This is a genomic window from Paracoccus marinus, from assembly GCF_007018965.1.
Lineage (GTDB): Bacteria > Pseudomonadota > Alphaproteobacteria > Rhodobacterales > Rhodobacteraceae > Paracoccus > Paracoccus marinus.
On record NZ_VJYZ01000004.1, the window covers coordinates 130241 to 147638 of the forward strand.

Consider the following 17398-nt stretch of genomic DNA (forward strand, 5'->3'; position numbering starts at 1 on the left):
CAGGTCAAGCGGCAGGGACAAACGGCGCCGGGGCGATCAGGGTTCGATGCGGGCGGGATGGGTGAAAAGATCGAACGCGCCGTCCCGCGCCCGCCCGATGAGCGTCATCCCGGCCGCATCGGCCCAGGCGACCGCGAGCCGCGTCGGCACCCCGGCCCCGGCCAGCACCGGCGCGCCCATCCGCGCGGCCTTCTGGACCAGATCGACCGAGATGCGCGAGGTCATCGCGACGATCCCCGCGCGTGCATCCGCCCCGGCCCGCGCCGCCGCCCCCGCAAGCTTGTCGAGCGCGTTGTGCCGCCCTACGTCCTCGCGCACCAGCGCCCCGCCGGGGGTCCACAGGCAGGCCGCGTGGATCGAGGGCGTCGCGCGCCACAGGACCTGACCGGCCGCGAGCGCGTCCATCGCCGCCGCCACGTCGCCCGGGCCGAACCGCGCGTCGGACTGCACCGGCACCACCGCCGGCAGCGCCGCCGCGATGCTGTCCACGCCGCACAGCCCGCAGCCGACCGGCCCCACCATCGCCCGCCGCCGCTCTGCCAGGCCCGCCGCAAGGCCCGGGCGCAGCCACAGCCGCGCCTCGACCGCCGCCAACGCAAGGTCCGTGGCGGGCGCGACCGCCACCTCCTCGAACCCGGTGATGTCGGCGGGCGCGGCGATCAGCCCCTCGGTCAGCGCGAAGCCGGTGGCGAAGTCCCGCAGGTCGTGTGGCGTCGCCATCAGCACCGCCTGGCTCGCCCCGTCGATGACGATCGCGACCGCCGCTTCCTCGGGGATCGGCCGCGCGTCCGCCGCACCCCACGCGGCCCCGTCCCAGCGCCGCAGCGGGACGCCGGTCACACGGCGCGCCCCACATCGACGGCCAGCGCCCGGTCGGGCGCCAGCGCCGCCAGTCCGGCGGCAAGCCCTGCCGGGTAGGTCGGCCGGAAAGCCGGGTATCCCGCCGCGCCCGTCTGCAAATGGGCGCCGGGACGGGTCAAGCCAGCTCGACCCGCCAGCTTTCGATGACGGTGTTGGCCAGCAGCCGCTCGCACATGCGCGCGACCTCCGCCTCGGCCGCGGCGCGGTCGGTCGCGGCCAGGTCCAGCTCGATCACCTTGCCCTGCCGCACGCCGTCCACGCCCTGAAAGCCAAGGCCGCCCAGCGCGTGGCGGATCGCCTCGCCCTGGGGGTCGAGGACGCCGGCCTTGGGCATGATCGTGACGCGGGCTTTCATCGGCGGTCCCTTCAGTTGATGAGCGTGGGCTTGGGGGTCGGCGCGGCGGGCATCACGCCCAGGCGGCGCGCGACCTCGGTATAGGCGTCGGTCAGGCTGCCCAGATCGCGGCGGAACACGTCCTTGTCCAGCTTCTGCTCGGTCTTGACGTCCCACAGGCGGCAGCTGTCGGGGGAGATTTCGTCGGCCACGATCAGCCGCATGAAGTCGCCGTCCCAGATCCGCCCGATCTCGATCTTGAAGTCCACCAGCTTGATGCCCACGCCGTAGAACACGCCCGACAGGAAGTCGTTGACGCGCAGCGCAAGGCTGACGATGTCGTCCATGTCCTGCTGGCTGGCCCAGCCGAAGGCGATGATGTATTCCTCGCTGACCATCGGGTCGCCGAGTTCGTCGTTCTTGTAGCTGTATTCGACGATCGGGCGCGGCAGCGCCGTCCCCTCGTCCAGCCCCAGCCGCTTCGAGATCGAGCCCGCGGCGAAGTTCCGCACGATCACCTCCAGCGGGATGATCTCGACCTGGCGGATCAATTGCTCGCGCATGTTGATGCGGCGGATGAAGTGGTTGGGGACGCCGATGTTGGTCAGGCCCTGCATGAAGAACTCGCTCAGGCGGTTGTTCAGCACGCCCTTGCCTTCGATCACCGCCTTCTTCTGGGCGTTGAACGCGGTCGCGTCGTCCTTGAAATACTGGATCAGGGTGCCGGGCTCGGTCCCTTCGTACAGGATCTTGGCCTTGCCTTCGTAGATCTTCTTGCGGCGTGGTGCCATGGCGGGATCCCCCTTTTCATGCGCGCTATAGGCCAGAAGCGCCATCCGGGGCAATGGTCCGGTGGGGCGCGCGCCAACAGCAGGGTTGCGGGCGGGCGCGCGGCTGGCCATACCATGCACGACCCTTGATGGAGGCCAAAGATGACCACCTTCGACGACCGCGAGCACGCCTACGAGACGAAGTTCGCCCACGACGCCGACCTGCGCTTCCGGGCCGAGGCGCGGCGCAACCGCCTGCTCGGCGAATGGGCGGCGGGGCTTCTGGGCAAGACCGGCGACGACGCGCGGACCTACGCGCTGACGGTCGTGACCTCGGACTTCGAGGAACCGGGCGAGGAAGACGTGTTCCGCAAGCTCGAGGCGGATCTGGCCGGCAAGACCGACGCGGCCGCGATCCGCGCCAAGATGGCGGAAATGCGCGCCCTCGCCCGCCGCCAGGTCATCGACGAGGCGTAAGCCCCGCCCCGCCCATACGGCCGAACCACGCCCCCACGGCCGCGCCACCCCGCGCGGCCGATCTTCTGTCCGGAAAATATCCCCGCCGGAGGCCCCCGTCTCAGGCGGCGGCGGCCTCGGCCCGGTGATACTGCCGGCCCAGCATCACCGCGCGGGCGATGTTCAGCAGCCCCAGCGCCACCCACAACCCGTGATTGCCCCACAGCGGCGGCAGCGTCAGCGCGGCGACCCCGAAGATCGCGACCGCGGGCAGCATGGCGTTGCGCATCTCGCGCGTCAGGGTGGCGCCGATGAAGATGCCGTCCAGCATCCAGCTTGCGACCCCCACGACGGGCATCAGGACCAGCCAGGGCAGATAGCGCCGCGCGACCTCGCGGACCTCGGGCGCGGTCGTCAGCACGTCGATCAGCGCGCCGCCCGCGACCGCGAACAGCACCGCCATCACCACGGCGGCGCCGCAGGCCCAGGCGCTCGCCACGATCGACGCGCGCCGGACCAGGTCGGGGCGGCGCGCGCCGACCGCCTGCCCCACCAGCGACTCGGCCGCGAAGGCCAGCCCATCCAGCGCATAGGCGATGATGCCCAAGAACTGCAGCAGCACCTGGTTTGCGGCAAGCGGCACGTCGCCCTGCCCCGCGCCCAGGAACATGAAGCTGGTGAACGACGCCTGCAGCAGGACCGACCGCACCATGATGTCGCTGTTGACGCGCAGCAGCCGCATGACGTGGGCCCGCGCCCACAATCCGCCCGCGCCGATCCCCTCGCGGATCGCGGCCCGCGCCAGCCACAGGGCCAGCATCGCCCCCGACCATTCCGCTGCCAGCGTCGCCCAGGCAACGCCCGGCACGCCCCAGCCCAGCCCCATCACGAACCACAGGTCCAGCCCGATGTTGACGAGGTTGATGAGCATCTGCACCGCCAGGATCGACCGCGTCCGTTCGACCGCGATCAACCAGCCGGTCAGCGCGTACATGGCGATGGTCGCGGGCGCACCCCAGATGCGGATCGACAGGTAGTCGCGGGCCAGCGCCTCGACCTCGGCCGACGCGGGCGACAGCCGGAAGGCGATCCCGACCAGCGGCCCCTGCAACGCGATCAGGACGACCCCCGCCACCCCGGCGATGGCGAGCGCGCGCAGCAGATGCGCGCCCGATGCCCGGGCGTCGCCCGCGCCGTGGGCCTGCGCGACCAGCCCCGACGTGCCCATCCGCAGAAAACTGAACACCCAGTAGAGCGAGGTCAGGATCACCGCGCCGATCGCCACCGCGCCGATCGGCTCGGCCCGGCCAAGCTGGCCCACGACACCGGTATCGACCATGCCCAGCAGCGGGATGGTGGCGTTCGACAGCACGATCGGCAGCGCGATGGCAAGCACGCGTCGGCTGGTGATCTCGCCCATGGCCTTGCGGCCCGAACCGCGCTCCGCCGCCGGGGTGGTGGCTTCGGCCATTCGCTCAGCTTCTCTGCGGCATCAGGAAATGGCCGTTCGCCTGCGCGAAGGGCCGGTCGCGGTTGTCCTGCCACGCCTCGACCTGCACGCTGGAATAGCGCCGCCCCAGCCGCACCACGCGGGCGCGCGCATAGCTGTCGCGCGGCAGGCCCGAGCGCAGGTAGTCCACCGAGAAGTCGATCGTCTTGGCGAGCCGCGGGATCGCGATCGGCACCGCCGCGTCGGGCACCATCCGCCCCGCCTCGAGATCGTCCCACAGCGACACGAAGGTCAGTTCGACCGTGGCCGCGATTTCCAGGAACGCGGCCGTGACGCCGCCGTGGATTGCGGGCAGCACCGGGTTGCCGATCAGCTTGTCGGCGAACGGCATGACCGCCGTCAATTCGTCCCCGCGCCGGTCGAAGCGGATCCCCAGCCAGGCGATATAGGGCACCGCCGCGACGATCGCGGACACGGCGGCGTCGCGGCGGGTCTTGACCAGCGCCAGCGGTTCGTTGCGGTCGGCCATCTCAGCGCTCCACCGTGAAGGACCCGGTCGCGGTGGCCACCGGCCGCGTCTCGTCGTCGTCGAGCGCCAGCGCGCGCACGAACGCCACGTTGCGGGTCATGTGAAAGCACTCGGCCCGCGCCCTGAGCTTCTGGCGCGGCGTCGCCGCCCGCATGTAGTCGATGCGCAGCGAGATGGTCGCGGTCCCCACGGGTTTCTCGGGATGGGCCATGACCGCCGCGCCGCCGCAGGTGTCCATCAGCGCCGACACGACTCCGCCGTGGATGACGCCGGTGCGCGGGTCGCCCACCAGTTCCTCGCGCCAGTCCATCTCGATCTCGGCGCTCGCCTCGCCGAACGCGATCAGGCGGCCGCCCAGCGCCTTGACATGCGGCAGCGCCGTCAGGAAATCATGCGCCGCCTTGGTGCGCCCGTCGTCCTGCGCCATCCACCCGTTCCTTCCGGTATCGTTGATCCGGGCCGAACTTGCGCCGCGTGGCCGACGCTGGCAAGCCGCACCGCGCAGCGTCCCCCCGGCACGCGCGCGGTTGAAGCGCGGTCGAAGCACGCTTGAAGCGCGGTTGAAGCCGGGCCGCGCCCGCACTATCCTTGCCAGAACGGGTGGAGTGTGCATGACCGAAGAAACCTTCATCAGCTTCAAGGAGATGTGCGCGCGTTTCGACGTCACGCCGCGCACCCTTCGCTATTACGAATACATCGAACTGCTGAACCCGCGCCGCGAAGGCCGGTCCCGCTTTTACGGGCCGCGCGAGATCGCGCGCATGAAACTCATCATGCGCGGCCGGCGCTTCGGCTTTTCGCTCGAGGACATCCGCCAGTGGCTGCTGATCTACCAGCAGAAGGGCACGCGCGAGCAGTACACGGTCTGGATCGAGCAGGCCGACCGGCAGCTGGGCCTGCTGGACAAGCAGCGCCAGGAACTCGAGGCCGCGATGGCCGACCTGCGCAGCCTGCGCGAGGAAGCGGCCGTGATCGTGACGGACATCGACGCGCGCGCGGCGCAAGGGTCGGCGCAAGGATCGGCGCAGGGATCGGCGGCCGGCTGAAAACGCTGGCAAGGGCGGCGGCACGAGTGACCGCCCGCGGCCGCGGCGCGCCCCGCCTGCGAAGCTGACGCGACGGCACGCGGCCGGCGCGTTCGATGACGCCACGTCTGCGGTGGGCGCTGCGGAACGGGTGCTTATATTCCCGCCCGAGATCGGAACGTGCGGGGACGTTGCGGGGGGTGTCGCGGGATTTGCCGCGCAAGGTCCGCCGCCTTCCCCGCCGATGAAGGAGAACGCCTTGACCCGTTACGTTGCCCCCGTCCAGGACATGCAGTTCCTGCTTCACGACGTCCTCAAGCTGTCGCAGTCCGGCCTGCCCGGCCATGACGAGCTGGACCGCGACTTCACCGCCGCGATCCTGGACGCCGCCGGCCAGCTTGCCTCGGACGTGCTGGAGCCGCTGAACAAGGTCGGCGACGCGCAGGGCTGCGTGCTTGAAAACGGCGTGGTCCGCACGCCCGCGGGCTTCAAGGCCGCGTTCGACCAGGTCCGCGAGGGCGGCTGGACCGGCCTCGACTGCGACCCGGAATACGGCGGCCAGGGCATGCCCCACATCATCGGGCTGGCCACTGGCGAGATGTTCGTGTCAGCCAACCTCGCCTTCAACATGTACCAGGGCCTGACCCACGGCGCCTATTCGGCGATCCACGCCCACGGCACGCCCGAGCAGAAGCAGACCTACCTGCCCAAGATGGTGTCGTGCGAATGGACCGGCACCATGAATCTGACCGAGCCGCATTGCGGCACCGACCTGGGCATGCTGCGCACCCGCGCCGAACCGCAGGACGACGGCAGCTACGCCATCACCGGCCAGAAGATCTTCATCTCGGCCGGCGACCACGACATGTCGGACAACGTCATCCACCTGGTGCTGGCCAAGGCGCCGGGCGGCGGGGAAAGCACCAAGGGGATCAGCCTTTTCATCGTGCCGAAGTTCCTCGTCAACGACGACGGCTCGCTGGGCGACCGCCAGGCGGTGTCGGTCGGCAAGCTTGAAGAAAAGATGGGGATCCACGGCAACGCCACCTGCGTCATGAACTTCGACGGGGCGAAGGGGTGGCTGCTGGGCGACCTGCACAAGGGCATGCGCGCGATGTTCACCATGATGAACGAGGCGCGGCTGGGCGTGGGGCTGCAAGGCTACGCCGCGGCCGAGGCGGCCTATCAGAACGCGGTGGACTATGCCCGCGACCGCCTGCAGGGCCGCGCCGTCACCGGGGCCGAGAACAAGGCGGGCCCGGCCGACCCGATCATCGTCCACCCGGACGTGCGGCGGATGCTGATGGACCAGCGTTCGTTCCTGGAAGGGGCGCGGGCGCTCGCGCTCTGGGCCGCGCACATGATCGACAAGTCGCATAACGGCGACAAGGACGCGGACGGGCTGATCTCGCTGCTGACCCCCGTCATCAAGGGCTTCCTGACCGACAAGGGCTTCGACGGCGCGGTGCAGGCGCAGCAGGTCTATGGCGGCCACGGCTACATCGAGGAATGGGGCATGTCGCAGTTCGTCCGCGACGCCCGCATCACCATGATCTACGAGGGCGCGAACGGCGTGCAGGCGCTGGACCTGGTGGGCCGCAAGCTGGCGCAGGACGGCGGCAAGCACGTCATGGCCTTCTTCGAGATGGTCCGGTCGTTCATCAAGGAAAACGAGGGCGACGAGACGCTGAAGGCGCAGTTCCTCGATCCGCTAAAGGCGGCCTCGAAGGACCTGCAGGCGGCGGCCACGTATTTCATGGAACGCGGCATGTCGAACCCGAACGACGCGCTGTCGGGCAGCTACGATTTCATGCACCTGTTCGGCCACACCGCGCTGGGGCTGATGTGGTCGCGGATGGCGGTCGCGGCGCAGGCGGCGCTTACCGCGGGCGAGGGCGACGCGGAGTTCCTGCGCGACAAGCTGGTCACGGGGCGCTACTACATGGCGCGGCACCTGCCGATGACGACGACCCACCTTGCGCGGATCCGGTCGGGGTCCGAACCGGTGATGGCGCTGGCCGCCGACCGGTTCTGATCCATGGCGATCGTCCCCCCCGCAGGGCGTCGGCGCCGCGCTTGCGGCACCGTGCCGACGCCTCCGGCGGGGATATTTGGGCAAAGAAGAAGCGGCGCGGCCCCGATCCCGCGCGGCCCGTGGGCATCAGTGGCGGAACCGGGGCTTTCTCCTTTGGCGGCCATCGGCTTCCCAGCCTGTCCCGCCCGCCGATCCTCGCGCGGAATGGTTGAGGAAGCGTTACCGCGCCCGTTCTTCTTTGTGAAAATATCCCGCAGGGTCCGGGGGCGCGCAGCCCCCGGCTTGCGGCAGGGGAGGGATGGATGACCGCGCAGCTTTGGTGCTTCGGCGAATCCGGCAACGCCTACAAGGCGGCGCTGACGATGGAACTGTCGGGCTTCGACTGGGAACCGGTCCACGTCGACTTCTTCAACGGTGAGACCCGCACGCCCGAGTTCCGGGCGATCAACCCGATGGGCGAAGTGCCGGTTCTGCGCGACGGCGACCTGACGCTGAGCCAGTCGGCGGTGATCCAGCTGCACGTGGCACGGCGCACCGGCCGCTTCGGCGGCACCGACCCGGACGAGGTGCTGCGCTGGCTGATGTGGGACAACCACAAGCTGTCGGGCCAGGCGGGAACGACGCGCTTTCTCGCCAACTTCGTGCCGGCCGAAAAGCGGCCAGACGAAGTGATCGCGTTCCAGCAAGCGCGCCTGAAATCCGCCTACAAGCTGCTCGACGGACGCCTTTCCACCCGCGACTGGGTCGCAGGCGACGCCCCCACGATCGCCGATTTCGCCTGCTGCGGCTATCTGTACTACCCCGAACCCTTCGGGTTCGACCGGGCCCACTGGCCGCATATCGACGCCTGGCTGGACCGCATCGCGGCCCTGCCCGGCTGGAAACATCCCTATGATCTGATGCCCGGCAGCCCTGCCGACCGGGCGTGAAGGAGAGGACGCATGACCGAAGCCTACATCTTTGACGCCGCCCGCACCCCGCGCGGCAAGGGCCGCCCCGACGGCAGCCTGCACGAGGTCACCTCGATGGCGCTGTCGGCGCGGCTGCTCAATGCCATGAAGCAGCGCAACGGCCTTGAAGGCCACGCGGTCGAGGACCTGATCTGGGGCAACGTCACCCAGGTCATGGAACAGGGCGGCTGCCTTGCGCGGTCGGCCGTGCTCGCGTCCGATCTCGACCAGGCGATCCCCGGCGTTTCGATCAACCGGTTCTGCGCCAGCGGCCTCGAGGCCGTGAACATGGCAGCCAACCAGCTGAAGGGCGGGTCGGGCCAGGCCTACCTTGCCGGCGGGGTCGAGATGATGGGCCGCGTCGCCATGGGCAGCGACGGTTTCGCCATCGCCGTCGATCCCTCCGTCGCGATGAAGACCTATTTCGTGCCGCAGGGCATCTCGGCCGACATCATCGCGACCGAATACGGCTTCACCCGCGAACAGGCCGACGCGCTGGCCGTGGAATCGCAGCGCCGCGCCAAGCAGGCGTGGGACGAGGGGCGGTTCGCCAAGTCCATCGTCCCGGCGGTGGACCAGAACGGCCTAACCATCCTCGACCGCGACGAGTTCATGCGGCCCGACACGACGATGGACAGCCTGTCGGCGCTGAAGCCCAGCTTCAAGGACATGGGCGAGGTCATGCCGGGCTTCGACAAGGTCGCGATGCTGAAATACCCGCACCTGCCCCGCATCAACCACATCCACCATGCGGGCAACTCGTCGGGGATCGTGGACGGCGCGGCGGCGGTGCTGATCGGGACCAAGGAATGGGGCGAGCAGATGGGGCTGAAGCCCCGCGCCCGCATCCGCGCGACCGCCCGGATCGGCACCGATCCGACGATCATGCTGACCGGCCCGGTCCCGGTGACCGAACGCATCCTGCGCCAAAGCGGCATGGCGATCTCGGACATCGACCTGTTCGAGGTGAACGAGGCCTTCGCCTCGGTCGTGCTGCGCTTCATGCAGGCGTTCGACGTGGACCCGGCGATCGTCAACGTGAACGGCGGCGCGATGGCGATGGGCCATCCGCTGGGCGCGACCGGCGCGATCCTGATCGGGACGCTGCTGGACGAGCTGGAACGCCAGGACAAGCAGGTCGGCTACGCCACGCTGTGCGTCGCGTCCGGCATGGGCGCGGGCACGATCATCGAGCGGGTGTGACGATGGCGATCCTCCGCAAGGACAGCGTTGCGCGGACGGACGCGGTGTCGGGCTATCCCGACCCCTACAACCAGGGGTCGGGGCAGCTGTCCTATCACGCGCTCGGCGATGCCGGCGGGCTGACCCAGTTCGGCGCCGCGTTCGAGACGCTGCACCCGGGCGGGCACAGCTCTCAGATGCACTGGGAAAGCCATGAGGACGAGTTCCTCTACATGCTTTCGGGCAGCATCACCGTCATCGAGGACGGCGAGGGCACGGTGATCGGCCCCGGCGACGCCTGCTGCTGGAAGGCGGGCACGCCGGTCGCGCACACGCTGAAGAACCACACCGCCGAGCCCGCGACCTACCTGATCGTCGGCACCCGCGATCCGCAGAACGTCACCACCTATCCGGGCTGCGACATGCTGGCCACGCCCCAAGGCTACACCCATGTCGACGGAACGCCCTACCCGAAACGGGGGGGCGCCTGATGCCGAAGCTCGACATCGAGGCGGCGCCGCTGCGGACGGAGTCGAGCTATCCCGACCCCTACAGGGCCGAGGTCGCCGGCCGCTCATCGCGCCGCCTCGGCGATCTTGCCGGGCTCACGCAGTTCGGGGCGAACCTCGTCACGCTGGAGCCGGGGGCCGCGGCCTCGCTGCGGCACTGGCACCTCAACGAGGACGAGTTCGCCATCGTGACCGAGGGCGAGCTGGTGCTGGTCGAGGACGAGGGCGAGACGCCCATGCGGCCCGGCGATTGCGCCGCGTGGAAGGCGGGGGTGGCGAACGGCCACCGCTTCGTCAACCGCTCGGGCGCTAGGGCCGTCTTCCTTGTCGTGGGCACCCGCGCCCCGCAGGAGACCGCGACCTACAGCGACGTGGACATGCAGATGCACCTTTCGGGCGGCGCGATCCGCCTGACCTATCATGACGGCAGCGACTGGGCCGGACCCCGGAACCTCGCGCCGAAGGGAGAGAACGAATGACCGATTTCACCATGCAGAAGGGCGACGACGGCGTCGCCGTCATCACCTGGGACGTGTCCGGCAAGTCGATGAACGTGCTGTCCTTCGACGGCGCGGGCGAGCTTGACCGCCTGATGGACGACGCGCTGGCCGACGATGCCGTCAAGGGGATCGTCATCACCAGCGGCAAGGACGACTTCGCCGGCGGGATGGACCTGAACGCCATCGCCGACATGAAGGACGCGGGCGGCGCGCAGGGCGTGTTCGACGGGGTCATGAGCCTGCACGCGCTGCTGCGCAAGATCGAGCGCGCGGGCATGGACCCCAAGACGCTCAAGGGCGGCAAGCCCGTCGCCGCCGCGCTGACCGGGACGGCGCTGGGGATCGGGCTGGAACTGCCGCTGGCCACGCACCGCATCTTCGCCGCGCCCAAGGGCAAGATCGGCCTGCCCGAGATCAACGTCGGCATCTTCCCCGGCGGCGGCGGCACCACCCGCCTTGCGCGCAAGCTGGGCGTGCTGGCGGCCGCGCCGTTCCTGCTGGAAGGCAAGCTGAGCGATCCGGCCGCCGCGAAGTCGGCGGGGCTGATCGACGAGGTGGCGGACGATCCGGTCGCCGCGGCCAAGGAGTGGGTGCTGAAGGCGACCGACGCCGACATCGTCAAGCCGTGGGACGCCAAGGGCTTCAAGATGCCCGGCGGCACGCCCTATCACCCGGCGGGCTTCACCACCTTCCTCGGCGCCGCGGCGATGGTCCACGGCAAGACGCTGGGCGTCTATCCGGCGGCCCGCGCGCTGCTGAGCGCGGTCTACGAAGGCTCGCTGGTGCCGTTCGACACCGCGCTGAAGATCGAGGCGCGCTGGTTCACCCACGTGCTGATGAACCCGTCCTCGGGCAACATGATCCGCAGCCTGTTCATCAACAAGGGCGCGCTGGAAAAAGGCGCGAACCGTCCCTCCGTGCCCGACCAGACCGTGCGAAAAGTCGGGATCCTGGGCGCGGGCATGATGGGCGCCGGGATCGCCTATGTCAGCGCGAATGCCGGGATCGAGGTCGTGCTGATCGACGCGGCCCAGGATGCGGCCGACCGCGGCAAGGCCTATTCCGAAGGGCTGCTCGACAAGGGCGTCAGCCGCAAGAAGGTCACCGAAGAGAAGAAGGCCCAGGTCCTCGGCCGCATCAACGCGACGACCGATTACGCTGCGCTGGAAGGCTGCGACCTGATCGTGGAAGCCGTGTTCGAGGACGTGGGCATCAAGGCCGACGTGACGAAAAAGGCCGAGGCGGTGATCCCGGCGGACGCGATCTTCGCCACCAACACCTCGACCCTGCCGATCGGCGAGCTGGCCAAGGCGTCGTCGCGCCCCGACCAGTTCATCGGCATCCACTTCTTCAGCCCGGTCGACAAGATGCTGCTGGTGGAAATCATCCGCGGCGCCCAGACCGGCGACGTGGCGGTGGCCAAGGCGCTCGACTTCGTGCGCCAGATCCGCAAGACCCCGATCGTCGTCAACGACGCCCGGTTCTTCTATGCCAACCGCTGCATCATCCCCTACATCAACGAGGGCGTGCGGATGGTCGGCGAGGGGGTGAACCCCACGCTGATCGAGAACGCGGCCAAGATGATGGGGATGCCGCTGGGGCCGCTGCAACTGATCGACGAGACCTCGATCGACCTCGGCGTGAAGATCGCCAAGGCGACCAAGGCGGCGATGGGCGGCGAGTATGTCGATGCGGACGTGGACGACGTCATCTTCTGGATGGCCGACCAGGGCCGGATGGGCAAGAAGTCCAAGTCGGGCTTCTATGCCTATGACGAGGCCGGCAAGCGGCAGGACCTGTGGGAAGGGCTGGACGCGCAGTTCCCGCGCGCCGACGGCCAGCCGGACCTGACCGATGTGCAGCAGCGGCTGATGTTCGTGCAGGCGCTGGAGGCGGTGCGGGCGCTGGAACAGGGCGTGCTGACCGACATCCGCGAGGGCGACGTGGGCGCGATCCTGGGCTGGGGCTTCGCGCCGTGGTCGGGCGGCCCGTTCGGCTGGCTGGACATCCTGGGCGCCGAACGCGCGGTGGAAGTGACCGAACGGCTGGCCGCCACCTACGGCGACCGCTTCACCCCGCCGGCGCTGCTGCGCGAGATGGCGGAAAAGGGCGAAAGCTTCTACGGCCGCTTCGGGCCGCAGGCGAAGCAGGCCGCCTGACCCCGAAGGCCGCCCTACGGAAAAGGCCGGGCCCTGCGGCCCGGCCTGCCTCCGGCGGGGATATTTCGGCAAAGAAGAAGCGCGCCGCGGTTGTCCGGGGCGCGCTTTTCGTTTGCGGGTCAGACGAGGCCCTCGTCCCGGAACAGCGCCATCACGTCGCGGTCGGGCCGGGCGCCGAGATGGGAGATGACCTCGGCCGCCGCGATGCAGCCCATGCGGCCCGCGACCGCCAGCGGCTTGCCGGTGGCAAGGCCGTAGATCAGCCCCGCCGCGAACTGGTCCCCCGCCCCGGTTGCGTCCACCGGCGTGATGCGGTGGACCGGGGCGGTGACGCGCTCGCCCTCGCGGATCAGGATCGCGTCCTCGCCCGAGCGGGTGCAGATCACCGTGCCGCAATCGGCGGCGGCCAGCGCCAGCGCGGTGTCCAGATCCTCGACCTGGTAGAGCGCCTGCCATTCGTGGATGTTGCCGATGACGTAGTCCATCGGCCCCGCGACCAGCCGGCGGAAGTCGGCGCGGTGGCGGTCGACGCAGAACGGATCGCTGAGCGCGATCCCCGCCTGCCCGCCCGCCGCGTGGCAGGCTGACGCCGCCTTGAGGAACGCAGCCTTTCCCTTGGGCTTGTCGAACAGGTAGCCTTCGAGAAAGAGCCAGCTCCCGCCCGCGAACAGCGCCGGGTCCACGTCCCCCTCGTCCAGTTCGGCCGAAATGCCGAGATAGGTGTTCATCGACCGCTCGCCGTCCGCCGTGACGAGGATGATCGAGCGCGAGGTCGGAAGCTCCGCCCCGCTCACCGGGGCGTTCACGAAGTCGGTGCCGTCGGCGGCCGTCGCGTCGGCATAGCCGCGGCCGAGGTCGTCGTCGGCGACCCGGCCGATGAAGGCCGTCGTCTGCCCCAGCCGGCCGATTCCGGCCAAGGTGTTCGCCACCGACCCGCCCGGCACCAGCCGCGACGCATCGCGGCCAGCGTCGAGCGCGGCGGTCAGCACCTCGGCCCGCGCCTGGTCGATCAGCTGCATGATGCCCTTCTGGACGCCGAGCGCCGCGAGGCTCGCGTCGTCCGCCGGGCCGATCACGTCCATGACCGCGTTGCCGATGCCGATGACCTGATGTGCCGCCATGATGAACCCCTGCTGTGTCCGACCGACCTTTGCAGCGTGCGGCGCCCCGCGGCAAGCGGGTCAGGGGTCGGTCGTCTTGGGCTCGTAGGGGCAGATGTCGCGGATCGGGCAGATCGGGCAGCGCGGGCGGCGGGCCTGGCAGATGTAGCGGCCGTGCAGGATCAGCCAGTGATGGGCGTTGCCCTGGAACTCGGCCGGCACGTTGTCCTCGATCGCGCGCTCGACCTCGACCTCGTCGCGTCCGGGGGCAAGGCGGGTGCGATTGCCCACGCGGAAGATGTGGGTGTCCACCGCCTGCGCGGGGATTGCCCAGATGCAGTTGAGGACCACGTTCGCCGTCTTGCGGCCCACGCCCGGCAGCGACATCAGCGCCGCGCGCGACGATGGCACCTGCCCGCCGAAGTCGTCCAGCAGGCGCTGCGACAGTGCGACGACGTTGCGCGCCTTTTGGCGGAACAGGCCGATGGTCTTGATGTGCTCGGTCACGCCCTCGACGCCCAGCTGCACCATCGCCGCGGGGTCGGGCGCCGCGTCGAAAAGCGCGGGCGTCGCGCGGTTCACGCCTGCATCCGTGGCCTGCGCCGACAGCGCCACCGCAACCAGCAGCGTGAAGGCGTCATGGTAGAGAAGCTCGGTTTCCGGCTGCGGGTTGGTGTCGCGCAGCAGCTGGAACGCGCGGACCTGCAATGGATAGGGCAGCGGCGCGGGCAGGCGCGCCCCGGGCGTCTGGCGCGGCTTGCGCGGCTTGCGCGGCGGCGGGGTGGGTGACGGCGGGCTTGCGGGGGTGGGGCTGGCCATCTGCCGGTGATGCCCCGCGCGGCGCGCCCGCGCAAGCGCGGAGCCACCGCGCCGGGGCCAACACCTTGACGCGACGGCCGGATTTCCGCCGATCCTGTTTTCGTGACGAAACCTTATCGCCGGGCCACAGTTTCAGTCCGGAATGGTGCGGCCATGCGCCGCGGCAGGATGGAAAGGAACCACCACATGATGTCTCGCCTCTCGCTTCTGGCCGCAGGTGCCAGCATGGTTGCGCTCGGCGCCTGTACGACCCCGATGGGAACCACGGGCGGCACCGCTGCCGTGGGCACGCCCCCCGGCGGCATGTCGCGCGCGCAGCAGGGCGCGATCGCGGGTGCCGCGACCGGCGCGATCCTGGGCGCCGTGCGCGACAGCGACGGCAACAACAAGGCGCGCGACGCGGCGCGGGGCGCCATCGTCGGCGGTCTGGCCGGCGCGGCGGTCGGTGCGACGCTGGATGCGCAGCAGCGCGCGCTGCAGTCGCAGATCGCAACGCCGGGCGTGCAGGTCGTCAACACCGGCACCACGCTGAACGTGGTCCTGCCCGAGGGCGTGCTGTTCGCCACCGACAGCGCCGCCGTGTCGGGGCCGGCCCAGTCGGACCTGCTGGCCGTCGCCCAGAACCTGCGCCAGTACCCGAACTCGACCGTGCAGGTCATCGGCCACACCGACAGCACCGGCGAGGCCGCCTATAACCTGCAGCTGTCGCAGCGCCGCGCGCAGTCGGTCGCCAACATCCTGATCGCGGGCGGCGTGCAGTCGCAGCGGATCGCGGCGGGCGGCCAGGGCGAAAGCCAGCCGGTCGCGTCGAACGACACCCCCGCCGGACGGTCGCAGAACCGCCGGGTGGAAATCATCATCCGCCCGAACCGCTGACGCGGCTGCGGGGGGCCGGATCGCCCGGCCCCCGTTCGCCCCCGTTCGCCTACGCACGACAAGAAAACCCCGGACCGCTGGCCCGGGGTTTCCTTGTCGTGCAGCGCCGCCGGTCGCGTCGGCGCGAAGGACGTCAGTTCAGCTGGTGCGAGAGGTTGTCGATGGCCCGGTCGATGCCGGCGCTGCGGTCGGATGCGCCCGACTGCGCGGCCAGCACCTCGGACGCGGCGGCGATCGCCACCTGCACGGCACGGTCGCGCACCGCGCGGACCGCGTCCGATTCCGCCGAGGCGATCTGATCCTCGGCAGCCTTCAGGCGGCGCTGGATCGAATCCTCGAGGTCGGTCTTGGCCTTGGCGGCGTGGGCCGTCGCCTCGCGCTTGGCGTTCGCGACGATCTCGTCGGCCTGCCCCGCGACGTCGCGCTGCCGGCGCTCGTAGCTGGCATAGATCTCCTGCGCCTCGTCGCGCAGGCGGCGCGCCTCGGCCAGGTCGGCGCGGATGCCCTCAGCCCGGGTGTCCAGCATCTTGCCGATCCGCGAGGGGACGCGGAAATACAGCAGGATGCCCACGAACAGCAGGAACCCCAGCAGCACCACGAAGTCGGTGTTGCGAAGCGAGACGAAGGGGCCGGTCGCCGCAACCGCCGGCGACGCGAGAACCGCGCCGAGAGCGCCCAGCAACAGGGTGGAACGGGCGATCATTGCGAGGCTCCCTTCATGCGTTTGTCCACGGCCTGGCCCAGCGTGCCCGCGTCGGGCTGGCCGCCGAAGGTGCGGACCAGTTCCGCCGCGACGTCCGAAGCCACCGTGCGGGCGTCGGTTTCGGCGGACGCGCGGATCTCGCCGATGCGACGTTCGGATTCGACCGTGCGGGCAGAGATTTCGGCATCGGCCTTGGCGATCGCCGCGTCCAGTTCGCCCTGCATCTCGGCCCGGTTCGCGGCGACGATCTTGTTCGCCTCGGCCCGGGCGTCGGCCAGCGCCTTGTCATAGGCGGCCTCGGCGTCCTTGGCCTTCTGCTTGAAGTCCTCGGCGGCCATCAGGTCGTTGGTCATCAACCCCTGCCGGTCGGCGAGGATGCGGTTGATGCGCGGCAGCGCCACCCGCGACAGCGCAAAGTAGATCAGCGCCAGCGCGACCAGCAGCCAGAAGATCTGGTTGCCGAAGGTCGAGAAGTCGAGCTGCGGCATCCCGGCCGACGCGGCCGCGTCGTGGGCACCGGCCGCGGCCGCGCCGTGCGCGTCGGCGCCAGCCACGACGTGGGTCGCGGCGCCGTGCGCGCCGTCGACGACGGCGGTCGTGGCGTGATCGGCGGCCACGGGCGCGTGGCCCATCCCGACCTCGGGGACGGCGGGGGCAGTCGCGGCGCCGGTCGCGTCCGGGACGACGATCGCGTCGGTGGCATGCGCCTGCGGGTCGGTCGTGACGACGGCGGCGGGCGCTTCGGCGACAGGCGCTTCGACGACGGGCGTTTCGACGACAGGCGCTTCGACGACCGGTGCGTCGACGACCGGTGCGTCGACGACGACAGGCGCGCCCGTCGTGGACAGGTTCGCCGCAGGCAGGTCGGGTGCGGGAACCTCGGCGATCGGCGCGTCGGACCCGGCAGCCGCGTCCGTGGCCGGGGTGGAGTCATAGGTGATGGTCACGGGCGACGCCGGGGGCGCGTCCGCGGGGGCTTCGGTCAGGGGCACGGTGTACGTGCTGACCGGACCCGGGGGGGTCGTTCCGACCGCGGCTGGGGCGGTCTGCTGCAAAAGGCTGATCATGTCCTGTCCCTAGCCGGCGGTTGTGGCCTGCAGATTACAATCGGGTGAGGGGTCTTTCGACGCCCCCACCCAA

20 protein-coding genes are annotated in these 17398 nt (G+C 70.2%); 9 read left to right on the plus strand and 11 right to left on the minus strand.

All coding sequences use genetic code 11. The features are described 5' to 3' along the window. Nucleotides 1-36: 36 nt before the first annotated feature. From fdhD to purC, 4 genes are read right to left on the minus strand one after another with little or no spacing between them, the layout of a single operon-like run. A complete protein-coding gene (gene fdhD / locus FNF32_RS01360) occupies nt 37-840 on the minus strand; it encodes a formate dehydrogenase accessory sulfurtransferase FdhD (protein ID WP_221930634.1) in 804 nt (267 codons plus the stop codon). Continuing rightward, on the minus strand, nt 837-980 hold the full coding sequence (locus tag FNF32_RS01365; protein WP_221930635.1) for a hypothetical protein: 144 nt from the start codon (nt 978-980) through the stop codon (nt 837-839). The genes fdhD and FNF32_RS01365 overlap by 4 nt, the downstream gene beginning before the upstream one ends. Further along, nucleotides 977-1216, minus strand: a complete 240-nt coding sequence (purS, locus tag FNF32_RS01370) for a phosphoribosylformylglycinamidine synthase subunit PurS (protein WP_131672745.1) — start codon at nt 1214-1216, stop codon at nt 977-979. The genes FNF32_RS01365 and purS overlap by 4 nt, the downstream gene beginning before the upstream one ends. A gap of 11 nt (nt 1217-1227) precedes the next feature. After that, entirely contained in the window at nt 1228-1986 is a 759-nt protein-coding gene (purC, locus tag FNF32_RS01375) for a phosphoribosylaminoimidazolesuccinocarboxamide synthase (RefSeq protein WP_131672744.1), read from the minus strand. A gap of 141 nt (nt 1987-2127) precedes the next feature. Between purC and FNF32_RS01380 the strand changes: the two genes are divergently transcribed. Further along, nucleotides 2128-2442 (plus strand): DUF1476 domain-containing protein, encoded by a 315-nt coding sequence (locus tag FNF32_RS01380; RefSeq protein WP_131672743.1) that lies wholly within the window; start codon nt 2128-2130, stop codon nt 2440-2442. A gap of 100 nt (nt 2443-2542) precedes the next feature. Here the strand turns inward: FNF32_RS01380 and FNF32_RS01385 are convergent, their stop codons facing one another. From FNF32_RS01385 to FNF32_RS01395, 3 genes are read right to left on the minus strand one after another with little or no spacing between them, the layout of a single operon-like run. Continuing rightward, complete coding sequence (locus FNF32_RS01385) at nt 2543-3892, minus strand: MATE family efflux transporter (RefSeq protein ID WP_246087627.1); 1350 nt, start codon at nt 3890-3892, stop codon at nt 2543-2545. 4 nt (nt 3893-3896) lie between these two features. Then, complete coding sequence (locus FNF32_RS01390; RefSeq protein ID WP_131672742.1) at nt 3897-4400, minus strand: PaaI family thioesterase; 504 nt, start codon at nt 4398-4400, stop codon at nt 3897-3899. 1 nt (nt 4401) lies between these two features. Further along, nucleotides 4402-4827 (minus strand): PaaI family thioesterase, encoded by a 426-nt coding sequence (locus tag FNF32_RS01395; RefSeq protein WP_131672741.1) that lies wholly within the window; start codon nt 4825-4827, stop codon nt 4402-4404. Between the two features lie 184 nt (nt 4828-5011). Here FNF32_RS01395 and FNF32_RS01400 point away from each other — a divergent pair, with 184 nt between their 5' ends. From FNF32_RS01400 to FNF32_RS01430, 7 genes are all read left to right on the plus strand, one after another. Continuing rightward, entirely contained in the window at nt 5012-5446 is a 435-nt protein-coding gene (locus FNF32_RS01400) for a MerR family transcriptional regulator (protein ID WP_131672740.1), read from the plus strand. Nucleotides 5447-5684: 238 nt separating this feature from the next. Continuing rightward, nucleotides 5685-7460 (plus strand): acyl-CoA dehydrogenase C-terminal domain-containing protein, encoded by a 1776-nt coding sequence (locus tag FNF32_RS01405; protein WP_131672739.1) that lies wholly within the window; start codon nt 5685-5687, stop codon nt 7458-7460. Nucleotides 7461-7762: 302 nt separating this feature from the next. Next, the gene (locus FNF32_RS01410; protein WP_131672738.1) at nt 7763-8389 is read left to right on the plus strand and encodes a glutathione S-transferase family protein; all 627 of its coding nucleotides are present in this window, start codon (nt 7763-7765) and stop codon (nt 8387-8389) included. 12 nt (nt 8390-8401) lie between these two features. Beyond that, a complete protein-coding gene (locus FNF32_RS01415; protein ID WP_131672737.1) occupies nt 8402-9613 on the plus strand; it encodes an acetyl-CoA C-acetyltransferase in 1212 nt (403 codons plus the stop codon). Nucleotides 9614-9615: 2 nt separating this feature from the next. Beyond that, entirely contained in the window at nt 9616-10083 is a 468-nt protein-coding gene (locus FNF32_RS01420) for a cupin domain-containing protein (protein ID WP_131672736.1), read from the plus strand. Continuing rightward, entirely contained in the window at nt 10083-10580 is a 498-nt protein-coding gene (locus FNF32_RS01425) for a cupin domain-containing protein (protein ID WP_131672735.1), read from the plus strand. The genes FNF32_RS01420 and FNF32_RS01425 overlap by 1 nt, the downstream gene beginning before the upstream one ends. After that, nucleotides 10577-12760: a 3-hydroxyacyl-CoA dehydrogenase NAD-binding domain-containing protein gene (locus FNF32_RS01430; protein WP_131672734.1), complete on the plus strand. Its 2184-nt coding sequence runs from the start codon at nt 10577-10579 to the stop codon at nt 12758-12760. Before FNF32_RS01425 ends, FNF32_RS01430 begins: the two co-directional genes overlap by 4 nt. A gap of 119 nt (nt 12761-12879) precedes the next feature. On the opposite strand, the gene FNF32_RS01435 is transcribed toward FNF32_RS01430, so the two are convergent. Next, the gene (locus FNF32_RS01435; protein ID WP_143796443.1) at nt 12880-13881 is read right to left on the minus strand and encodes an adenosine kinase; all 1002 of its coding nucleotides are present in this window, start codon (nt 13879-13881) and stop codon (nt 12880-12882) included. A gap of 60 nt (nt 13882-13941) precedes the next feature. After that, nucleotides 13942-14592, minus strand: coding sequence for an endonuclease III (gene nth, locus FNF32_RS01440; protein WP_425467876.1), 651 nt, complete (start codon nt 14590-14592; stop codon nt 13942-13944). Nucleotides 14593-14865: 273 nt separating this feature from the next. On the opposite strand from nth, the gene FNF32_RS01445 reads away from it, so the two are divergent. Beyond that, a complete protein-coding gene (locus FNF32_RS01445) occupies nt 14866-15555 on the plus strand; it encodes a YiaD family glycine zipper/OmpA-like lipoprotein (RefSeq protein ID WP_131672731.1) in 690 nt (229 codons plus the stop codon). 133 nt (nt 15556-15688) lie between these two features. On the opposite strand, the gene FNF32_RS01450 is transcribed toward FNF32_RS01445, so the two are convergent. Both FNF32_RS01450 and FNF32_RS01455 read right to left on the minus strand, forming a co-directional pair. Next, nucleotides 15689-16258 carry a F0F1 ATP synthase subunit B gene (locus FNF32_RS01450; protein ID WP_131672730.1) on the minus strand — a complete coding sequence of 190 codons (570 nt, stop codon included), beginning with the start codon at nt 16256-16258 and terminating at the stop codon, nt 15689-15691. Next, on the minus strand, nt 16255-16890 hold the full coding sequence (locus FNF32_RS01455; RefSeq protein ID WP_143796444.1) for a F0F1 ATP synthase subunit B': 636 nt from the start codon (nt 16888-16890) through the stop codon (nt 16255-16257). Before FNF32_RS01455 ends, FNF32_RS01450 begins: the two co-directional genes overlap by 4 nt. Nucleotides 16891-17398 lie beyond the last annotated feature (508 nt).